Origin of the sequence: Hydrogenophaga sp. 5NK40-0174 (assembly GCF_040372165.1) — a bacterium.
In the GTDB taxonomy this organism is placed as follows: Bacteria; Pseudomonadota; Gammaproteobacteria; order Burkholderiales; family Burkholderiaceae_C; genus Hydrogenophaga.
On record NZ_BAABWG010000007.1, the window covers coordinates 23,053 to 39,286 of the forward strand.

At 62.1% G+C, this 16,234-nt stretch carries 18 protein-coding genes; 8 read left to right on the top strand and 10 right to left on the bottom strand.

Annotation, left to right across the window (positions count from 1 at the left end; all coding sequences use genetic code 11):
* Positions 1-18 precede the first annotated feature (18 nt).
* The 5 genes from lptA to argP all read right to left on the bottom strand — a co-directional run bounded on the left by lptA (position 19) and on the right by argP (position 4,802).
* Complete coding sequence (gene lptA, locus ABWV89_RS18095) at positions 19-651, bottom strand: lipopolysaccharide transport periplasmic protein LptA (RefSeq protein ID WP_353400193.1); 633 nt, start codon at positions 649-651, stop codon at positions 19-21.
* A gap of 147 nt (positions 652-798) precedes the next feature.
* The gene (locus ABWV89_RS18100; protein ID WP_353400196.1) at positions 799-1,425 is read right to left on the bottom strand and encodes a thiol:disulfide interchange protein DsbA/DsbL; all 627 of its coding nucleotides are present in this window, start codon (positions 1,423-1,425) and stop codon (positions 799-801) included.
* Positions 1,426-1,515: 90 nt separating this feature from the next.
* Positions 1,516-2,148, bottom strand: a complete 633-nt coding sequence (locus tag ABWV89_RS18105; protein WP_353400199.1) for an SPOR domain-containing protein — start codon at positions 2,146-2,148, stop codon at positions 1,516-1,518.
* A gap of 43 nt (positions 2,149-2,191) precedes the next feature.
* A complete protein-coding gene (argS, locus tag ABWV89_RS18110) occupies positions 2,192-3,865 on the bottom strand; it encodes an arginine--tRNA ligase (RefSeq protein ID WP_353400202.1) in 1,674 nt (557 codons plus the stop codon).
* Positions 3,866-3,887: 22 nt separating this feature from the next.
* Entirely contained in the window at positions 3,888-4,802 is a 915-nt protein-coding gene (gene argP / locus ABWV89_RS18115; RefSeq protein WP_353400205.1) for an HTH-type transcriptional regulator ArgP, read from the bottom strand.
* A 116-nt stretch (positions 4,803-4,918) separates the two neighbouring features.
* On the opposite strand from argP, the gene ABWV89_RS18120 reads away from it, so the two are divergent.
* Complete coding sequence (locus tag ABWV89_RS18120; RefSeq protein ID WP_353400208.1) at positions 4,919-5,569, top strand: LysE/ArgO family amino acid transporter; 651 nt, start codon at positions 4,919-4,921, stop codon at positions 5,567-5,569.
* Positions 5,570-5,586: 17 nt separating this feature from the next.
* Here the strand turns inward: ABWV89_RS18120 and ABWV89_RS18125 are convergent, their stop codons facing one another.
* The 3 genes from ABWV89_RS18125 to ABWV89_RS18135 form a co-directional block, all read right to left on the bottom strand.
* Complete coding sequence (locus ABWV89_RS18125) at positions 5,587-6,372, bottom strand: S1 family peptidase (RefSeq protein ID WP_353400210.1); 786 nt, start codon at positions 6,370-6,372, stop codon at positions 5,587-5,589.
* Between the two features lie 111 nt (positions 6,373-6,483).
* On the bottom strand, positions 6,484-7,428 hold the full coding sequence (locus ABWV89_RS18130; RefSeq protein WP_353400213.1) for a LysR family transcriptional regulator: 945 nt from the start codon (positions 7,426-7,428) through the stop codon (positions 6,484-6,486).
* Complete coding sequence (locus ABWV89_RS18135; RefSeq protein WP_353400215.1) at positions 7,425-7,790, bottom strand: thioredoxin family protein; 366 nt, start codon at positions 7,788-7,790, stop codon at positions 7,425-7,427. The genes ABWV89_RS18130 and ABWV89_RS18135 overlap by 4 nt, the downstream gene beginning before the upstream one ends.
* Before the next feature lie 152 nt (positions 7,791-7,942).
* On the opposite strand from ABWV89_RS18135, the gene ABWV89_RS18140 reads away from it, so the two are divergent.
* The 4 genes from ABWV89_RS18140 (at position 7,943) to ABWV89_RS18155 (ending at position 12,053) form a co-directional block, all read left to right on the top strand.
* Positions 7,943-8,641, top strand: a complete 699-nt coding sequence (locus ABWV89_RS18140) for a haloacid dehalogenase type II (RefSeq protein WP_353400218.1) — start codon at positions 7,943-7,945, stop codon at positions 8,639-8,641.
* 97 nt (positions 8,642-8,738) lie between these two features.
* A complete protein-coding gene (locus ABWV89_RS18145) occupies positions 8,739-10,940 on the top strand; it encodes a malate synthase G (protein WP_353400221.1) in 2,202 nt (733 codons plus the stop codon).
* 148 nt (positions 10,941-11,088) lie between these two features.
* Positions 11,089-11,751 carry a hypothetical protein gene (locus tag ABWV89_RS18150; protein WP_353400224.1) on the top strand — a complete coding sequence of 221 codons (663 nt, stop codon included), beginning with the start codon at positions 11,089-11,091 and terminating at the stop codon, positions 11,749-11,751.
* Positions 11,751-12,053: a hypothetical protein gene (locus ABWV89_RS18155; protein WP_353400227.1), complete on the top strand. Its 303-nt coding sequence runs from the start codon at positions 11,751-11,753 to the stop codon at positions 12,051-12,053. The genes ABWV89_RS18150 and ABWV89_RS18155 overlap by 1 nt, the downstream gene beginning before the upstream one ends.
* 15 nt (positions 12,054-12,068) lie before the next feature.
* On the opposite strand, the gene ABWV89_RS18160 is transcribed toward ABWV89_RS18155, so the two are convergent.
* Positions 12,069-13,349: a c-type cytochrome gene (locus ABWV89_RS18160; protein WP_353400229.1), complete on the bottom strand. Its 1,281-nt coding sequence runs from the start codon at positions 13,347-13,349 to the stop codon at positions 12,069-12,071.
* Positions 13,346-14,002, bottom strand: coding sequence for a c-type cytochrome (locus ABWV89_RS18165; protein ID WP_353400232.1), 657 nt, complete (start codon positions 14,000-14,002; stop codon positions 13,346-13,348). The genes ABWV89_RS18160 and ABWV89_RS18165 overlap by 4 nt, the downstream gene beginning before the upstream one ends.
* A 194-nt stretch (positions 14,003-14,196) precedes the next feature.
* Here ABWV89_RS18165 and ABWV89_RS18170 point away from each other — a divergent pair, with 194 nt between their 5' ends.
* Genes ABWV89_RS18170 through ABWV89_RS18180 form a run of 3 tightly spaced genes read left to right on the top strand, consistent with a single transcriptional unit; the run spans position 14,197 to position 16,204 of the window.
* On the top strand, positions 14,197-14,460 hold the full coding sequence (locus tag ABWV89_RS18170) for a cysteine-rich CWC family protein (protein WP_353400235.1): 264 nt from the start codon (positions 14,197-14,199) through the stop codon (positions 14,458-14,460).
* Positions 14,457-14,681 (top strand): hypothetical protein, encoded by a 225-nt coding sequence (locus ABWV89_RS18175; RefSeq protein WP_353400237.1) that lies wholly within the window; start codon positions 14,457-14,459, stop codon positions 14,679-14,681. The genes ABWV89_RS18170 and ABWV89_RS18175 overlap by 4 nt, the downstream gene beginning before the upstream one ends.
* A gap of 38 nt (positions 14,682-14,719) precedes the next feature.
* Positions 14,720-16,204 carry an MFS transporter gene (locus tag ABWV89_RS18180; RefSeq protein WP_353400240.1) on the top strand — a complete coding sequence of 495 codons (1,485 nt, stop codon included), beginning with the start codon at positions 14,720-14,722 and terminating at the stop codon, positions 16,202-16,204.
* The last annotated feature ends 30 nt before the right edge of the window (positions 16,205-16,234 follow it).

A 16,234-nucleotide genomic window follows, 5' to 3' on the forward strand; every position in this document is an offset into this window, starting at 1 on the left:
GCAATGCGTCGCTTTCGCTCACGGAGTCTTCTCGTTGAGCTTCTCGGAAGACTTGAGCTGCGCCGGCGGAGCCGATGGCTCGCTGGTCTTGTCCTGAGGAATGGGGGTGAGCATGGCCCGAACACGGCCGCTCGGGTTGCTCTCCGTCTGGGCACCCTTGCCACCCTTGACAGTGAACACCTCTGTCTCACTGTTGTAGACAATTTCATTGCCCGCACTCTCGTCATTGAGCTGAGCACCGCGGAAGCGGCGCAGCACAGCCTGCCCGGTGAAAGTCACCGTCTGCTTCTGGCTGTCGTAGACGATCTTGTTGCCTTCCCCTTCAATGTACTCATCCAAGCCTTCGCGCTTCTGGCGGAAGAAGCCCGGATTGCTTCCCTTGCCCACCAGCACGCCTCGCTGGTTGCCCTGATCGTCCTGACGAACCCGCAGGGAGTCTCCGCGCATGGTGATCGTGCCTTTGGTGATCAGGACCTTGCCGCTGAAGATGCTGGTCTGGCGGGCGTCGTCATAGCGCAGCGCGTCAGCTTCAATGTTCATGGGCTTGTCCTTGTCGGCTTTTTCAGCCAGCGCAACACCATTGGCGAGCAGGGCAACACCAACCAGAAGGGTCGAGCGGATCAGAGATGTGGGAAATGTTACAGGCGTCATGGCAGTACAGGGCACGAAACTTGCATTCATTGTAGCGATTTATCGCTGGTATGCGGGGGGTGACTTGGCAATCACACCATAAAAAAGTGACAAGGGCCGCCCGAAGGCAGCCCATTGCTCGTCAGCCAATGGTTTGAAGATCAGATCTCAGCCCTTGCGGACTTCATCAATCAGCTGGGACGCCACTTGCAAGGTGCGAGGTCCTTGACCGGGAATGTAGAAGCGGCCCGCCACCGTCACAGCAGGCGTGCCTTCGACCTGATAGGCGTCCTGAACCTGCACGGCTCGCTTGGCCTTGCCTGCCACGCCGAAAGAGTTGTAGACCGCCACGAACTTGGCGCGATCCACACCCTGGCTCGCGACCCAGTCAGCAATGCTGTTGGCATCGCCCAGTCGCTTTTTCTCGGTGTGCCATGCCTGGAAGAACTTGTAGTGCAACTTCTCCACCAGGTCCATCGCTTCCAGCGAGTAGTACAACTGCTGCAACGGCACAAAGCGCGCGTTGAAAGCCACATGCACACGGCGGACCACGATGTCATCTTTCTGCTCGGCCTTCCACTTTTCCATGGGCGGCTCGAAGTTGAAGCAGTGGGGGCATCCGTAAGAGAAGAATTCGAGCACCTCGATTTTTCCCGTGGGCACGTCTGTCAGCACCGGGTCCTTCAGCACCCGGTAGTGCTTGCCTGGCGTGAACACCTGTGCCTGCGCATTCGCCAGACCTGACCCCAGAACGGCTGCACTCACCAGTGACTGGGAAAACAAACGACGCTGCATGCTCGGCTCCTCTCGATCCTGATCAAAAATTCGTTGGTCTCTTGTGGCCTGGCAAAGTTCCTCTCAACTTGCCCGCGGCCCATCACGCCTTCAGCGGCGCAGTCGCACGAGAACGGCGTCCACGCCATTGACCACCAGCTGCTCGCGGGTGGCATCTGCCATGGACTTCTCCTCGAACGGCCCGATGCGGACGCGGTAGACGGTCCGGCCATCCTGGCTGCGCTCGGATACGCCAGCGACCATGCCCATCATGCCCAGACGGGCACGCTGGTTTTCAGCGTCGCCCGCCGAGCTGAAAGCGCCGGCCTGGACAAAGTAGGTGTACGGATCGCTCTGGTTGACCAGCCCGTCTGCCGAAGGGCTGGTAGAGGCCGTTCGCGAGCGGACGAAGTCACCCAGAGGGTCACCTTCTGTCGCATTGCCACTCTCGGGCTGTGCGGTGACGCCAGGCTGTGCAGGCGGCTCGGGTGGCGGGGCCACTGTGGTTTCCTGGCCGCCCAGGACCGAGTTGGGGTTCCAGCCCTTGTTGCGCTCAGCCTCTTGCGCATCCTGTTCGGCGGTCCGGGACAGGGACCGTTCGACGAACGGAATGGGCACGCGCGTGACGTACACCGCGACCACAAGTGCGATGGCCAGCCCCACCACGACGCCGATCACGAAACCCAGCAGGGTTCCGCCGCGTTGGTGGCGGGCAGAGGCAGAAGAAGATGAAAGTGGTGTCATGTTGGTGCTCAGGTTGGACAGCCGCTATCGACAGCGGGTTGCCTTACATTTTCTCGGGCGCACTCACGCCCAGCACAGCCAGACCATTGTGCAACACCTGCGCGGTGGCCGCGACCAGTGCCAGTCGGGCCAGCTTGATCGCTTCGTCCTCCACCAGGATGCGTTCGGCGTCGTAGTAGGAGTGATAGGCTGCGGCGAGGTCACGCAAGTAGAACGTCACGTCGTGTGGCGCAAAGTCACGTGCAGCACCGGCGAGCATGTCGGGGTACTTGGCCAGCTGCAGCATCAGGGCTTGCGCAGCCGGGGTGTCCAGCGGCGACAGGTCCACGGTCGTGAGGGTGGCGGCATCACCGCCCCAACCCGCCAGCACCGAGCAGATGCGGGCGTGTGCGTACTGAACGTAGTAGACCGGGTTGTCGTTGTTCTTCTGAACAGCCAGATCGACATCGAAGGTGTATTCAGTATCGGGCTTGCGCGAGAGCAGGAAGAAGCGCACGGCATCCTTGCTGGTCCACTCGATCAGGTCTCGCAGGGTGACATAGCTGCCCGCACGTTTGCTGATCTTGACTTCTTCGCCACCGCGCATCACGCGCACCATGGTGTGAAGCACGTAGTCCGGGTAGCCTTGAGCGATACCCACACCGGCTGCTTGCAAACCAGCGCGCACGCGTGCAATGGTGCCGTGGTGGTCGGTGCCCTGGATGTTGATGGCCTTCTCGTAGCCACGCTCCCATTTGGCGATGTGGTACGCCACGTCGGGCACGAAATAGGTGTAGGAGCCATCGCCCTTGCGCATGACCCGGTCCTTGTCGTCACCGTAGTCCGTGGTCTTGAGCCAGAGAGCGCCCTCTTCTTCGTAGGTCTTACCGGCATCGCGCAGCTTTTGCACGGCCGCATCGACCTTGCCGCTGGTGTAGAGGCTGGATTCGAGATAGTAGTTGTCGAACTGGACGGAGAAGGCCTTGAGGTCAAGGTCTTGCTCGTGGCGCAGATAGGCGACGGCAAACATCCGGATGTCATCCAGCGCATCCGGGTCACCGCTGGCGGTGAACTCACGGTCATCGGAGTGCACCGTCTTCTTGGCCATGTAGTCGTTGGCAATGTCCTGGATGTAGTCGCCGTTGTACGCAGCCTCGGGCCAGTCAGCGTCACCGGGCTTGAAGCCTTTGACGCGCAGCTGCACGCTGTTGGCCAGGGTCTGGATCTGCACACCCGCGTCGTTGTAGTAGAACTCGCGGAAAACGTTCCAGCCCTGTGTTTCGTACAGGTTGCAGATGGCATCGCCCAGTGCGGCCTGGCGCCCATGGCCCACGTGAAGGGGGCCGGTCGGGTTGGCCGAGACAAACTCCACCATCACGCGGTGACCATTGGAGGGCTGCACACCAAAGCCGGCTGCATCGTGCAGGACTTCGCTGACGATTTGCTGCTTGGCCTCGGGCTTGAGCCGGATGTTGATGAAGCCAGGCCCGGCGATATCGATATCGCTCACCCACTGCTGGTAGACCGGCTGCGCCAGCAAGGCAGTGCGGAGTTGTTCTCCCACCTGGCGGGGGTTGGCCTTGAGCGGCTTGGCCAGTTGCATGGCCGCGGTGACTGCGAAGTCGCCGTGGGCGGCCACCTTGGGCGACTCGAATGCAGCCTTCTCGCCAGCACCGGGCGAGAGTTTTTCCAGCTCGGCCGCGAGCCCGGCCAGCAATTCCTGTTTGATCTTCAGCATGGGCACCGATTGTATGCGGCGATCAGTCGCCAGACGCCCGTAGCGGGCGCAAACTGGACCGGGCGGCAACCATGACAGCATCCGTCAGATGCCGCGCCGCCAGCGGCTCCTGTGCCCAGTGATGCCAGTAAAGCGCCACGTCCACGCCGGCGCCCTCATAAACCGGCTGCAACCCCGGGCACTGGGCCAGGTGGACCTCCGGCACCATTCCCCAGCCCATTCCGTGTACCAGGGCCGCCTCAAACGCATCGACGGCCGGCGCGAAGTGTCTGGGATAACTGGCTTGCGACACCCCAAAACGCTGATACAGGAAAACATCCTGCAGGCCGTCCTTTCGGTTGAAGATGACGGCTGGCTCCCTCAGCAACAGATGCAGCCGCTCGGCATCGCTGCCCGCCTGGCAACGCGCAGCCACCGCCTCTGACGCCACAGCCACATAGCGCATGACACCCAGCGGGTCAGCGCGGCACCCCCTCATCGGGGCCTCGAGTGTGCTCACGCAGGCCACCACATCGCCGTGCTCCAAAGCCGCATGGGTGTGATCCTGATCGTCGATCAGGATATCGAGCAGGAGGCGGTGCGAGCGCACCGTCTCTGCCACACCCGGCAGGAACCAGCTGGCCAGTGAGTCTGCGTTGACGGCCACGGACAGCGTCTGCCATTGGCGTTTCGAGCGCTGACCGTCACCTTTGAGTTGCGCCAGCAGGTCGGCCTCCATCCACCGAACCTGCCTGGCGTGGGCCAGCAGCGCCTGCCCTGCTCCGGTCAGTCGCTGGTGCTTGCCGCGCGTGATCAGGCGCTGCCCCATGTCCGTCTCCAGTGCTTTGACCCGCTGGGAAACGGCCGCCACGCTGATGCCAAGAGCCTTGGCCGCGGGCACGAAACCAGTGTGTTCGACGACAGCCAGGAGCGCTTCGAGCTGTTTGACGTCAATCATTTAAGTATTTTTGAACTCAATTTAGTTTTGTTTAAACATATTTAAATTATGCCCGGAACCAACCACAATCGGCGCACCGCTTCCCACTGGTATTTCCTTCCCGTTTCACTGGCATCATGAACCTGCTTTCTTCGTCGCACGTCGCCACAGCATTCACCGCAGGGCTGCTGCTCAGCCTGTCGCTGATCATGGCCATTGGTCCGCAAAACACCCACATCTTGCGCACCGGTCTGCTGCGGCGGCATTTGTGGCTCACGGTTGCTGTTTGCGCCCTGGCCGATGTGTTCATGATCGGCGCCGGCGTGCTGGTGCTCGGTCAACTTGAAGCGATGTCAGGCAGCCTGATTCAATGGCTGGTGGTGCTGGGAGCCGCGTTTCTGATCTTCTATGGCTGGACAGCTTTCCAGCGGTGGCGCCACCATGCGGCACACGAAGAGAGCCGTGCGGCCAGCCGAAGCGCCAACATGGCCGGCGGCGCGCGCAAAGCCGTGGCCATGGCGCTGGCGTTCTCGCTGCTCAATCCCCATGCCTGGGTCGACACCGCCGTATTGATCGGATCGGCTGCTGCTGCGCAAGGCGACCAGAGTCTGGTTTTCGGTGCTGGCGCAGCAGCAGGTTCTGCGATCTGGTTTCTGGGGCTGGGAACGGCAGCCGCCGTTCTGGGTCAGCGTGTGACCCACCCCGCTTTCTGGCGCTGGCTCGACCTGGCCGTGGCGGCCATGATGTGGGGCATCGCCCTCAAGCTGCTGGTCAGCCTGACCAGCTGACCAGTCTCAGGTCAACTTCAATACACTGCCATTCCCGGCGCGTTTTCCTGGATGAAGGCCAGAATGGAAGCATTCTGTGCATTGGTATACAGAGACGTTTCGTTGTCACCGCAGTTCTGCGCCGTACCTGACGAGGTAATGCCCATCACGCCTGGACGGCCGTCCACCACTCGGTACAGAGGGCCGCCGGAGTCGCCCTGACAGGTGTTGCTCAAGCCGCCGTCGTACTTGTAACCCAGGTGGGTGGACGTGACGATGCCGAGCTTCGCAGCACCCACCACCAGCTCGCCGTCCGGCTGGCCCCAACCAGCAATGTAGACACTCTGGCCCACCGATGCCTCTGCGCTCTTGAGCACACCCATGGTGGGGTTGGGCATGGCTGCAGAGAGGTAAACGACGGCGGCGTCGTAGTTGATGCCCGTGGACGAGCGCGCATAGCTCGGGTGGCTCTTCCATGCCGTTGCCAGCACGCCGGTGGCGTCGTCGAGGCTGTCGCTGCCAAACTTGGCCACGGCCATGCGCTCAGCGCCTTCGACACAATGTGCGGCCGTCAGGACGCGTGTGGGGGTCAGCATCGTGCCGGAGCATCCGTAATAGCTGCCGTTGCGGACAATGGCAAGAAACACCACAGGCGTGCCGCTGTAGCCGGCACAGGATGCACCGTTGTACACCTTTGCCGTCGCACCTGCACTGCTGCAAAGCGTTTGCGCTGAAGGCAGGGAATCATCATCGTCCGAGCCACCGCAAGCCGTCAGCGCTGCAGCAGCCGCCACCAATCCAAGAATACCGAACCAACGTTTCATCTTTTGTCCTATCGTGTCATTCCGTTGGACCGCGCTAACGGCCTCCCCGTCATCGCCCAGGTCTGAGCGCAAGGCAACCGCGCCGGCGCGTGCTGCGAATTCGCAGACAGTTTAACCCGTTGACGAAGGCAAAGATGTCCAGAAATCGGGTTCGCTGTAGCGGTGCTTGAGAAAGTCGATCCACAGACGGACCCTGAGCGCCAGGTGTCGCCTCTGAGGAAAAACGGCGTAGATGCCGTTCGGTGGAGAAGCAAAATCATCGAGCACCGTCTTGAGCCGGCCGGACGCTATGTCGGCCTCCACCTCCCAGGTGCTTCGCCAGGCAATGCCGTAGCCGGCCAGACACCATTCATGCAGCACCTGACCGTCCGAGCAATCAAGCGGCCCACCTGGCCGGAGGAATATCGTGTCTCTTCCCTCCGGGTCACCCTTCCTCGGCACGGCAAATGACCAGCCTCTGGTCTGGGAGGCGTCTGACGAAAGCGTCAGGCATGGGAAATTGATCAGATCCGCTGGTTCCCTGGGACAACCATTTCGTGCGAGAAAATCCGGTGTCGCCACACAGAGGCGACGGTTGTCGGCCAGGCGCAGACTGACCAGGGATGAATCCGGCAGATCCCCGACCCGCACGGCACAGTCATACCCTTCGCCGGCGACATCCACCACCCGGTCGCTGAGGTTGAGCGAGATACTGACATCGGGATGGAGCTCGCGGAACAATGGAACCAACGGTGCCACGTGACGGCGACCAAACCCGGCAGGTGCCGTGATGCGCAAGTGCCCGGTGGCCTTGACCCCGCCGGCACTCACGCTGGCCTCTGCATTGGCCAGGTCGGCCAGAACACGCTGGCAGTCTTCCAGAAACGCGCTGCCCTCATGGGTCAGCGAAAGGCTGCGGGTGGTGCGCACCAGCAGCTTGACACCCAGCCTCGCTTCCAGCGCATCCAGGCGACGCCCGACGATGGCCGGTGCCACGCCTTCAGCCTTGGCCGCCGCCGTGAGGCTGCCTTTGCCCGCCACCGCAACAAACGTCTCGAGCTGCTTGATCTTGTTCATGCCGGCCAGTGCTGTTCGGCTGACATGAACGCCCGCACCCGTTCGAGCAAGTCCAGTGCTTCTTCGTCTGTGCCGGCTTTCAGCCCCCCGGCAAGCGCTTCGACCACCAGACGCTCCAGCGTGGTCGCGTGCGGCGTGACCACCCCCATGAATACCACCTCATCACCGCGCGCCATCAGCAGCGTCGGGAACGTCTCGATATCCAGATCGCCCAGCACTTCGTCATGATCTTCGATGTCCACCCAGACAGGGGTCACCCCCGGTCGCTCTATTTTCCGAAGCAAAGGACGATAGTCACGACAGGTCCCGCACCATTGGGCACACAAACAGATCACGAGCAGGGAAGAGTCGGGCACTGACATTTGTTGGAGTCGATCGGAGAGCAAACCAGGAAAACCGGGGGCAAGCGGGATTCGCACATGAGTCCCAAAAAACCCATTACATACCAAAAAGTAAAAAATAAATAGAGATTTGATCGATAAATACAAAGCTTCGTATCGAATACAGTGGAGCCATGGACAAACCACGCGCCGTTCTCTTTGACGCCTATGGCACGCTGTTCGACGTTTACAGCGTTGGACTGCTGGCGGAGCAATTGTTCCCGGGTCAGGGTGCCAAACTGGCTCAGGTGTGGCGTGACAAGCAGATTGAGTACACCCGCTTGGTCACCACCAGCGACCACGGCCGCCATTACGAGCCTTTCTGGCAGCTCACCGAGCGCGCGCTGATCTACGCCATCAAACTGATCGAGCCTGCTGCCCGGGACCGCTGGAGCGAGTACACCGAGCGCTCGCAGCGCCTGATGAACCAGTACCGGCACCTCTCGGCCTTCCCGGAAAACCGCGCAGTGCTGCAGGCGCTCAAGGACAAAGGCATCCGTACCGGCATTCTCAGCAATGGCGACCCTGAGATGCTGGGCATTGCGGTGCGCAGCGCCCACCTGGAAGACGTGCTGGACCACGTTATCAGCGTGGACCCGATCCGCCTGTACAAGACCTGCCCCGAGGCCTACGCCCTGGGCGAGTCCGCCACCGGTTTCACCCGCGACCAGATCGTCTTCGTGAGCAGCAATGCCTGGGACGCACTGGCCGCCACCTGGTTCGGCTTCCGCACCCTCTGGGTCAACCGCCTGAATCTGCCGTTTGAAGAGTTTGGCACCCTGCCAGAGCGCACGGGTCGCAACCTCAAGGATGTGCTGGGTTTTTTTGACTGAGCCCGTGCACTGGCCCATCCGGCTTCAGCTTTTTGTTTTCGCTTTTTGTTTTTTGTTTTTTGTTTTTTGTTTTTGATCGAGTTGATGGAGCACTGACATGACACAACAACGCACCACCATTCACGGCCTGCAGGTCGCGACCGACCTGTACAACTTCATCGAGCAGCGCGTGCTGCCCGGCACCGGCGTTTCCAGCGACAACTTCTGGAAGGGCTTCGACGAAATCGTAGCCGAGCTTGCGCCCAAGAACGCGGCGCTGCTGTCCGAGCGAGACCGCCTGCAAACCGAGCTGGACACCTGGCACAAGGCCAACCCCGGCCCGATCAAGGACATGGCGGCCTACCGCAAGTTCCTGGAGACCATCGGCTACCTGGTGCCTCAGCCGGATGGCGTGAAAGCTACCACTGCCAACGTCGACGCCGAACTGGCAACGCAGGCCGGCCCGCAGCTGGTGGTGCCGATTCTCAATGCCCGTTACGCACTGAACGCCGCCAACGCCCGCTGGGGTTCGCTGTACGACGCGCTCTACGGCACTGACGTGATTCCTGAAGCCGACGGCTGCGAAAAAGGCCCAGGCTACAACGAGAAGCGCGGCGAGAAAGTGGTGGCTTTTGCCCGCCAATACCTGGACGACATCGCGCCGCTGGAAGGCGCATCGCACGCAGACGCCACCGTCTACCAGGTGGAAGACGGCCAGCTGCGTGTGGCCGTCAAGGGTGGCCAAATCGTCGGACTGAAGAACACTGCCCAGTTCGTCGGCTTCCAGGGCGACGCCAAGAGCCCATCGAGCATTCTGGTCGTTCACAACGGTTTGCACGCCGACATCCGCATTGATCGCAGCAACGCCATCGGCCAGCTGGACGCTGCCGGCGTGGCTGACGTGGTGGTGGAAGCTGCGCTGTCGACCATTCTCGACCTGGAAGACTCCGTGGCGGCCGTGGACGCCGAAGACAAGCTGCTGGCCTACAGCAACTGGCTGGGCATCCTCAAGGGCGATCTGACCGAGTCCGTGAGCAAGGGCGGCCAGACGTTCACCCGCGGCCTCAACGGCGACCGCGTCTACACCGCCCCGAACGGCAAAGGCGAAGTGAAGCTTCACGGCCGCAGCCTGCTGTTCGTGCGCAATGTCGGCCACCTGATGACCAACCCGGCCATCCTGTGGGGCACCGAAGGCAAAGAGATTCCGGAAGGCATCATGGACGCCGTCATCACGACGACGATCGCCCTGCACGACCTCAAGGGCCTGACCACGGGCGGCATCCGTAACAGCCGCACCGGTAGCGTCTACATCGTCAAGCCCAAGATGCACGGCCCCAAGGAAGTGGCGTTTGCTGCCGAGCTGTTCAGCCGCGTCGAGCGCGTGCTCGGCCTGGCCGACTCCACCGTGAAGCTGGGCATCATGGACGAAGAGCGCCGCACCTCGATCAACCTGCAAGCCTGTATCGCAGCAGCGGCCAGCCGCGTGGCCTTCATCAACACTGGCTTCCTGGACCGCACTGGCGACGAAATGCACACCGCCATGCAAGCGGGCCCGATGATCCGCAAGGGCGATATGAAGACCAGCGCCTGGATCCAGAGCTACGAACGCAACAACGTGCTGGTCGGTCTGGCCTGCGGCCTGCGCGGCAAGGCACAGATCGGCAAAGGCATGTGGGCCATGCCCGACCTGATGGCCGAGATGCTCAAGCAGAAGATCGGTCACCCCAAGGCTGGCGCCAACACCGCCTGGGTGCCCAGCCCCACCGGCGCCACGCTGCACAGCCTGCACTACCACCAGGTGCTGGTCTCCGACGTGCAAAAGGAGATGGAAAAAACCGATGTCGCTGCCGAGCGCGACAACCTTCTGACCGGCCTGCTCACCGTGCCTGTCTCCGGCAACCCCAACTGGAGTGACGCAGACAAGCAGCAGGAGCTGGACAACAACATCCAGGGCATCCTGGGCTATGTGGTGCGCTGGGTCGACCAGGGTGTCGGCTGCTCCAAAGTGCCCGACATCAACGACATCGGCCTGATGGAAGACCGCGCCACCCTGCGCATCTCCAGCCAGCACGTGGCCAACTGGCTGCTGCACGGCGTTGTGACCGAAGCGCAAGTGCGCGAGACCTTCGAGCGCATGGCCGCCAAGGTGGACAAGCAGAACGCATCCGATCCACTGTACAAGCCCATGGCCGGCAACTTCGGCACCAGCATGGCCTACCAGGCGGCATCTGACCTGGTGTTCAAGGGCGTCGAGCAACCCAGCGGCTACACCGAGCCCCTGCTTCACGCATGGCGCCTGAAGGTCAAGGCCGCCAGCTGAGCCTGACGTTCATTCCACGGAACCCCGCCGGCGCGGGGTTCTTTTTTTGGGCAGGTGTATGCTCCCCGCAGTCATGTACCGCATTCACCGTTCTTCCCAGATGATTCGCGCGCTGTGCTGCTCTGCGGCCCTTTTTCTGAGCTGCGCCGTGTCAGCACGGGACTTGCAGCCGGTGCCTCGAGGGTGGCAGGCGATGTGCGAAGCACAGCTGCCCGCCACCAGCATCCGGGTCGAGACGAATTCCGCCCCGATCCGTCTGCGCAACGACAGAAGCATCGCAGCGCTCACCGCTGTACGCCGCATGCAAAAGCCCGACATGTTCACCGTGGGCCTGACGGAGGTGCGCATCGAGACGCGCATCGAATCCCGCAGCAGGATGATGGTTCATGGCAACCGCATCTCCGCCTGCATGCGGCCCCAGTTCACTGTGTATCTCAGTCTCGATCCCCATACGGTGTCTGTGGCCAGTGAGTTCTCCGAGCACAGTTGCGCCTTCAATCACATCAAAGCACATGAAACCAGGCATGTGGAGGTGAATCAGCGGGCTCTTGATGAAGCGGCCCGGGAGTTGGAGTTCGCCATGCGTGAGGCTTTTGGCGACCAACCAATCCACGGGTCGCCCGAAGAACTCAAAGCCTGGCTCCCCGCGCACATCAGGGACGAGTGGATGCCCTGGGTACGTGCTCAAATGGATGGAACGCTTCAACTGCATCGGCAAATCGACACACCACAGGAATACGCACGCAATCAGGAGGTGTGCAGCGGCGCAATCGGGAAGGAATTGAACCGCTTGCGCCGAAGCCGACACTGATGGGCTTGTTGTACTTCGTATTCGATGCCAGCGACGACGGCGAAGGTTCCGGCGCATGGGAGGCTGTCGCCAGCGTCCGGGCCGATGGTGTAGAGCCTGCCAGGCTCGAAGCCCTTCGCATTGAAGCGCAAGCGCTGTCCGATGCGCCAGGGCCTAGAGGCCCCATGGAAGAAGGGGGCGTGTGGGACCTGGACATACACACCCATGCAGATGGTGACTGGACTTGCATCTGCCTCACACTGACCGGTCCGGTGCATTGGGGCGAATCTCTGCTGGCCCGGTTGGACGCCTCTGCCGAATAGGTCCTGCAAAGCCCGTCAACGGGCAGCCTGAACATCCTGGGGCGATACCGGCCGCGCCTGATGCTCCCAGCTTTGCCTGAGGAACGTCGCCACGGCGGCTATCTCGCGATCGTTGAGAAGGGTACGAAACGGTGGCATGCCGTAAGGGCGGGGATGTGCTTTCGTGGCGGGCGCGAAGCCTCCCGAGAGAATGGCTTGCAACAGGTTCAGGGGAGATGCCATGGTCACTGTCCGATTGCCCGCGAGAGCGGGATAGGCCCCCGGCGCACCCTGTCCTGTCTCGCCATGGCAGGCCGCACAGTGCTTGTCGTAGAGCGCTTGTCCAATCTCCATCTGGTCCTGGGGAGCCAGCAGGAAAGGCAAAGCCTCGGTCGGCTGCCGCGGCAGTGCCTGGAGGTACTCGGCCATGGCATCAAGATCTGCCTCGTCGAGGTACTGGGTGCCATTGAAAACCACTTCCGCCATGGGTCCCATCACTACGGCATCATGCGCCTGCCCGCCTGCCAGCAGGGACACCACATCTGCTGCCGGCCAGTCCTGCACCCCAGCTGCTGCAGGGTCGAGCAGCGACGGCGCCAGCCATTTGTCGCCTGGCATGGTCGCACCACTCAGCCTGGCATCCAGGCGCGCACCACCCCAGGCATCTCGAGGCGTATGACAGGCACCGCAATGGGCAACACCGTTGACCAGGTAGCTGCCCCGGTTGAATGCGCGCGACTGTCCTGCATCAGCCTGATGGCGTTCGGGCGAGAAATTCACCAGTCGCCACAGCGCCAACGACACCTGAAGCTTGTAGGGAAAGCGCAGCCGATGCTCGCCTGCATCATGGTGCACGGGCTTCAGGGTTTGCACAAATGCCCAGAGATCGGCCACATCAGCCTCGCTCATGCGCGTCATGTGGGCATAGGGAAACGCCGGGTACAGCAGCCGGCCATCGCGAGAAATGCCTTCATGCATTGCCCGCTGGAAAGCGTCCTGCGACCAGGTGCCCAGGCCGGTATCGGGGTCGGCAGTGAGATTGCTGCTGACCAGCGTGCCAAACGGTGTGGTGATCTCTCTACCGCCCGCGTAAGGGACGCCTCCCCGAGCCGTGTGACACGCCAGGCAATTGCCTGCTCGCGCCAGATAGGCGCCGCGCTCAACGCCACTGGCATCAGCCGCCCCTGCAGAAGCACTCACTGGGGGCATGTCGCTTGCGCTCATCTCCCAGGCCAGCACGCCAGTCAGCAAGCCGATGCCCGACAACAGCCCACCGAGGGCAACGCGCAAGGGAGAGCGCTTCTGCTTGATGCTCACCGCCGTACCTCCTGGCTGGCGTCCGCGCCACCGGCCTGGCCATCACCGCAGCGCAGCGGCAATGGTTTGGTCAGTGCCTCTGCCGGATGCGTATCGGAGGGCAAGGGCTGTGCAGCCAGCCATGACGTGACGGCAGCCACGTCCCTGGGTGTCAGCCTTTTGGCGATGTGGGCCATGCAGTCTGGCGCGTACGCCTTTCGCAAACCGGTCTGCCACGCCCCCAGTTGTCCGAGCAAATAGTCACGTGGCAGCCCAAGCAAACCCGGTATGTCAGGCTGACGCCCTGTGAGCGCCTCGCCATGACAGGCGGCGCATGCCGGCAGCTCTCGCGAGGGGTCACCTTCTCGGACCAGGGCTCGGCCATGGTCAAGCTCCTGCGCGCTGGCCACAGGCGTTTGTGGCGGGGGGTACGGCAAATCAAGCCCCCCAAAATAGCCCGCGATGTCGCGAAGGTAATCCTCCCCCAGGTGGTCCAGCAAGGAGGTCATGCCAGGGTTGTTGCGCCGGCCTTCCTTGAAATGCAGCAACTGGTTGTAAAGGTACCCTGCGGGTTTTCCGGCGATGCGCGGGAAATAGCCTTCATTGGTCGAACGACCCTGCTCGCCATGACAAAGGGTACAGGCCATGAGGCGTTGCTCAAGGGTATCGGGCACCCCGTGGGCACCAGGCTCCTGACGGCTGGCGGCGTTCTGTGCCAGCGCCAGCAGGGGGAGCCAGGCGCAAAGACTGCAAAGAACAAGGCGTTGAAAGGCAGACAAAACGAGAAGAAGCAGAGTGGGATATGAGGAATTCCCCTGCTTTTATCACAGGCAGGCAAGCCCGATACACTGATGCTTGCGAGTGCCCCATGACACCCTCTTCGTCCCAGCCATTTCTCGACCCGTCACGATGCCCCCTGTGCGGCGAGCCCAATGCATGCGCGATGGCATGCCAAGGCGCAGGCACTGCCACGCCCGCCTGTGCAACGCCTTGCTGGTGTGAGGAGGCTGTTTTTTCAGAAGCACTGCTCGATCGCGTGCCGCCAGCGGCCAAAGGTCGCGCCTGTGTCTGTGCAAATTGCGCAGGCACAGGCACCCTTACCACCCAACACAATGACAAGGAAGCACCATGAAGTGGCTGGACCGAATACCACTTGCAGGGCTGCTCATCATCGCGCTTTGGCTCGCAGTGGCGCCGATCACGCCTGAACCTCACCTGATCGAGAAATGGCGCATGTTGACCGAGGGCACGCTGGTGCGCCCCATCGACATCTTTGACCTGTTCCTGCACACCACGCCACTGGTGCTGCTAGGCATCAGACTGGTTCGCATGGCCCGAAACAACAAAGGCTGATTCCGATGAGGGAAGGCGGGCAAGCCGCGGCCCAATCCATGCAGGCGCTGCAGCAGCGCTTCGGACGACGCTACCGGTGGCTGCTGTTGCTCTCGGTGATGATCGGCACCATGGCTTCGGTCATGTCCTCGACCATCATCAACGTGGCCATTCCGGACATGAGCCGCTTCTTTTCCCTGGGCCAGGAACGCGCGCAGTGGGCCACCTCAGGTTTCATGGCCGCCATGACCGTCTCCATGCTGGCCACCCCCTGGCTGCTCGAACGCTTTGGCTACCGACGCATCTACACCAGTTGTGTCCTGCTGCTCATGGCCGGCGGCATCGGTGGCGGTCTGGCCGACAACTACACGCTGGTGCTGGCTGCCCGTATTGCCGAGGGGCTGGCCGCTGGTGTGCTGCAACCCATCCCGCCCATCATCATTCTTCGCGCGTTCGAGTCCAACCAGCAAGGACGTGCCAGTGGCATCTTCGGCATGGGCGTGGTGCTGGCGCCAGCGCTCGGACCCAGCGTGGGCGGCTTGCTGGTCGAGCTGTTCGGCTGGCGTTCCATTTTCTTCATGGTCGTTCCCTTTTGCGTCGCTGCGTTGTGGTTGGCCAACCGCTATGTACCGGTCACGGCGCCTGACGACAGTCCGGCAGGTGCCAACACGCGCAGTCTGGATTGGCGCGGCATGATCACGGCCGGCATCGGAACCCTGTGTCTGCTCAACGGTCTGGTGCAGTTGCAGGGCGGAACCCTGCCAGTGGCGCTCGGACTCATCCTGGCCGCATTGATGTTCCTCGGTGTCTTTGTGAGATGGCAACGTCATCTCGGCCAGCGACAGGCCAGGGGAGAGGACACAGGCCCTTTGCTCAACCTCGCCCTTTTTGCCGACAAACGATTTGCCTCCGGCAGCATCGTGGCCTTCATATATGGCACCGCCTTGTTCGGCTCAACCTACCTTGTGCCTGTCTTTCTGCAAATGGGTCTTCACCTCTCGGCAGCCTATGTGGGCACGGTGCTGCTGCCTGCAGGCTTGCTGCTGGCCGGGACCATTGCGGTCGTGGGGCGCATGGCCGACAAGCAGCCCGCCCACCGCCTGGTGAGCATTGGGCTGCTGTTGCTGGCCCTGTCGTTCTGGTGGATGACGTATGTTGGCCATCAACCGGCGTCCCGCACGGTGCCAGCATTGCTGTTCTGTGCGGTGGTGGGGCGCATCGGGTTGGGTTTCATCCTGCCGTCCCTCAATCTGGGCTCCATGCGAGGCCTCAGCCCGGCCTTCATTCCCCAAGGCTCGAGCGCCATCAATTTCTTGCGCACATTGGGCGGAGCGGCGGGGGTGAGCTTGTGCGGCATCGTGCTGGAGTGGCGTGTCGCCGCACATGGTGCGACACTGGAAGCTGGAAGCGGCATCGCGGATGATGGCCGCATTGACGCTTTCAATGAAACGTTTCTGATGCTTGCCGCTCTGTGTGCGGTCGCCCTGATGGCGGCCAGGCGCATGAAGGCCAACGCAGGACACGAGTCACCTTCAGCATCCTGAACCGCCGGCTTCGATCTCACCCTCTTGCAA

What these genes read in the sequence shown, in the direction of transcription:
- ABWV89_RS18145 (WP_353400221.1), top strand. Translation starts at nt 8,739, where the DNA reads ATGACACAACAACGCACCACCATTCACGGCCTGCAGGTCGCGACCGAC.
- ABWV89_RS18155 (WP_353400227.1), top strand. Translation starts at nt 11,751, where the DNA reads ATGGGCTTGTTGTACTTCGTATTCGATGCCAGCGACGACGGCGAAGGT.
- ABWV89_RS18125 (WP_353400210.1), bottom strand. Translation starts at nt 6,372, where the DNA reads ATGAAACGTTGGTTCGGTATTCTTGGATTGGTGGCGGCTGCTGCAGCG.
- ABWV89_RS18175 (WP_353400237.1), top strand. Translation starts at nt 14,457, where the DNA reads ATGAAGTGGCTGGACCGAATACCACTTGCAGGGCTGCTCATCATCGCG.
- argP (WP_353400205.1), bottom strand. Translation starts at nt 4,802, where the DNA reads ATGATTGACGTCAAACAGCTCGAAGCGCTCCTGGCTGTCGTCGAACAC.
- ABWV89_RS18135 (WP_353400215.1), bottom strand. Translation starts at nt 7,790, where the DNA reads ATGTCAGTGCCCGACTCTTCCCTGCTCGTGATCTGTTTGTGTGCCCAA.
- ABWV89_RS18170 (WP_353400235.1), top strand. Translation starts at nt 14,197, where the DNA reads ATGACACCCTCTTCGTCCCAGCCATTTCTCGACCCGTCACGATGCCCC.
- ABWV89_RS18140 (WP_353400218.1), top strand. Translation starts at nt 7,943, where the DNA reads ATGGACAAACCACGCGCCGTTCTCTTTGACGCCTATGGCACGCTGTTC.
- ABWV89_RS18120 (WP_353400208.1), top strand. Translation starts at nt 4,919, where the DNA reads ATGAACCTGCTTTCTTCGTCGCACGTCGCCACAGCATTCACCGCAGGG.
- ABWV89_RS18100 (WP_353400196.1), bottom strand. Translation starts at nt 1,425, where the DNA reads ATGCAGCGTCGTTTGTTTTCCCAGTCACTGGTGAGTGCAGCCGTTCTG.
- argS (WP_353400202.1), bottom strand. Translation starts at nt 3,865, where the DNA reads ATGCTGAAGATCAAACAGGAATTGCTGGCCGGGCTCGCGGCCGAGCTG.
- ABWV89_RS18130 (WP_353400213.1), bottom strand. Translation starts at nt 7,428, where the DNA reads ATGAACAAGATCAAGCAGCTCGAGACGTTTGTTGCGGTGGCGGGCAAA.
- lptA (WP_353400193.1), bottom strand. Translation starts at nt 651, where the DNA reads ATGACGCCTGTAACATTTCCCACATCTCTGATCCGCTCGACCCTTCTG.
- ABWV89_RS18105 (WP_353400199.1), bottom strand. Translation starts at nt 2,148, where the DNA reads ATGACACCACTTTCATCTTCTTCTGCCTCTGCCCGCCACCAACGCGGC.
- ABWV89_RS18180 (WP_353400240.1), top strand. Translation starts at nt 14,720, where the DNA reads ATGCAGGCGCTGCAGCAGCGCTTCGGACGACGCTACCGGTGGCTGCTG.